General features: G+C 62.8%; 2 protein-coding genes. Both read left to right on the top strand.

Annotated features, from left to right (window positions below; translation table 11 throughout):
- Positions 1-457 precede the first annotated feature (457 nt).
- On the top strand, positions 458-1774 hold the full coding sequence (locus tag EV641_RS29055) for a cytochrome P450 (RefSeq protein ID WP_132476971.1): 1317 nt from the start codon (positions 458-460) through the stop codon (positions 1772-1774).
- Positions 1771-1959, top strand: coding sequence for a ferredoxin (locus EV641_RS29050; protein ID WP_054720334.1), 189 nt, complete (start codon positions 1771-1773; stop codon positions 1957-1959). The genes EV641_RS29055 and EV641_RS29050 overlap by 4 nt, the downstream gene beginning before the upstream one ends.
- Positions 1960-2523: the final 564 nt, after the last annotated feature.

Genomic DNA, 2523 nt, shown 5'->3' with positions numbered 1-2523 from the left:
CTGGTCATGGTCTCCTTCCCCGTCGAAGTCTGGAAACAGCCCCGCGTCCCCGACAGCGGCGCCGCCTGGGCCGAAATCACCAAAGAACCGGTGGTCTGAGGTAGTACGCCCAGTGCGAACAAGACCTGCGAGATAGCAGTTGCACCCGCACAAGTCGTGCCCGTGCTCGAACGACAGTCGTCGTTCGAGCACGGGCATGCTTGCATTTGCGGGCTCTACACTTATGACGCCAGTCATAGGATGCTTGACCCATCGAGGGGATCATCAAGATCAATTACATTGCGGGCTCTGTTTCCTTGTTTCAGTTCACAAGTCCGATATGTACGAAACATCCCTAGGTGAGACCCTCGGGGGAGCGTGATTTGATGTGCGACGAGACTCGGCGACGGCGCGGCACAGGCTGCGACCCGGGGCCGCGCTCGGCCACAGCCCGAAGCTTGTTTCTCGAGAGGAAATGATGACCGACATCGAGACGAAGAACTTCTTCACCGACCCTGAGTTCGTCGGCGACCCCAACCCGTACTACGACGCGATGCGCGCGAGCTGCCCCGTCAAGCGCGAGCCGCACATGAACGTCATGATGGTGACCGGATACGAGGAAGCAATCCAGGTCCTCAGCGATGAGAAATCGTATTCCTCATGCATCTCGGTGACCGGACCCTTCTCGGGCTTCCCGCTCCCGGCCGAGAGCGACGACATCTCCGATCTCATCGAGGAGCACCGCCCGTCGCTGCCGATGAACGATCAGCTCCCCACGATGGACCCGCCTCAGCATGCGGACCATCGCGGCCTGTTGATGCGCCTGATCACCCCCAAGCGCCTCAAGGAGAACGAAGAGTTCATCTACCGCCTGGCCGACAAACTCCTCGACAACATCCTGGCCAAGGGTGAAGGCGACTACATCAGCGAATTCGCCGGTCCCTTCGCGATGCTCGTCATCGCCGACCTCCTCGGCGTCCCGGAGAGCGACCATGCGGAGTTCATTGCCGGCCTGAACCTGGCGACGGAAGGCGGCTTCTCACTCGGCAGCACCGAGGGCGAGACGCTGAAGCTGAACCCGCTCGAATTCCTCTACAAGAAGTTCGGCGAGTACATCGAAGATCGTCGCGCGAACCCCACGGACGACGTCCTGACGGGGCTCGCGACCGCGACATTCCCCGATGGCACGCTTCCCCCGGTCGACGATGTCCTCCGCATTGCGGCGAACGTCTTCTCCGCCGGACAGGAGACCACGGTACGACTGCTGAGCTCCGGGCTCCGGATCATCGCCGAGAACCCCGAGATCCAGCAGGCCCTCCGCGACGACCCGGACAAGATCCCGAACTTCATCGAGGAGGCACTGCGGATGGAGAGCCCGATCAAGGGCGACTTCCGACTCTCCAAGGTTCCGACCGAGGTCGGCGGCGTCGACGTTCCGGCCGGCACCATCCTCATGCTCCTCAACGGCGCCGCCAACCGCGACTCCCGGCAGTTCTCCGACCCGGAGGAATTCGACCTCGAGCGCCGCAATGCGCGTACCCACATCGCATTCGGTCGCGGCGTCCATGCGTGCCCCGGCGCACCTCTCGCCCGTACGGAGGGTCGGGTGGGTATCCAGCGCCTCCTCGAGCGGACCACCGACATCGCGCTGTCGGAAGAGGTGCACGGACCGGAGGGCGACCGGAAGTTCGACTACCTGCCGACCTTCATCCTTCGTGGTCTGCTGAACCTCAATCTGGAGTACACCGTCGCAGATGGCGACAAGAGCACGGTCGCGGAGGGTGACGCCAAGTGAAGGTCCACGTCGACGACGATGCGTGCCGTGGCCACGGCTTCTGCCTCGCGCTCTGCCCCGAGGTCTTCGAACTGAGCGACGGCGGCTACGCCGTGACGCTCGTGTCCGAGGTTCCGGCCGAGCACGAGGACAATGTTCGCGAAGCTGTCGCGAGCTGCCCCGAGCGCGCAATCTCGATCTCGTAGACCGACTCCACACCGAACGCCCCGCCCGCCCTCCCGGTTCCGACCGGGAGGGCGGGCGTTTGTCGTAGTGTGCGACAACGTAACTGCGCGTCACTTCGTGGACGCGCTACCCCATTCACGAACCCGGCTCTCACACCGAGGAGCATTCATACCCAAGGGATACGTCGTTCTGACCGAGGCCATTAGGGACCAGGACGGCATGGCCGCCTACAGCGCCCTCTCGGGCCGGTCCATCGCAGGGGCGGGCGCTGCCGACTGCAATGCTGTCATTCTGGAGGGCTTCGAGATGCCGTCGCCCGGCAGGTGAATGCCACACCGCCTCGATTATGGGCGTCGACCTGGGGTTTCAGCCTGGGTCGACGCTTTTTTCGTGCCTCGGGCACTTCGGCAATTGACGTCGATACAGTTCTGTGGAAACCTAATGTTCAACAGTGAGAGCGTCATTCTCACTAGAGAGAGTGCTCTCGAACGAAAGGTAGAGCCTTGCCACACTTCACCAAACCGGCCGCAGGAAGCTGGACCGAGAACTACCCAGACATCGGTACCGCCCCGGTCGACTACACC

Origin of the sequence: Rhodococcus sp. SMB37 (genome assembly GCF_004345605.1) — a bacterium.
Classification (GTDB): Bacteria; Actinomycetota; Actinomycetes; order Mycobacteriales; family Mycobacteriaceae; genus Rhodococcus.
Note: the sequence above shows the minus strand (reverse complement) of the source record. Positions and strands in the feature narration are given on the sequence as shown.

Bases quoted from the DNA above. Each gene is read 5' to 3' on its own strand.
- EV641_RS29055 (WP_132476971.1), top strand. From the start codon at position 458: ATGACCGACATCGAGACGAAGAACTTCTTCACCGACCCTGAGTTCGTC.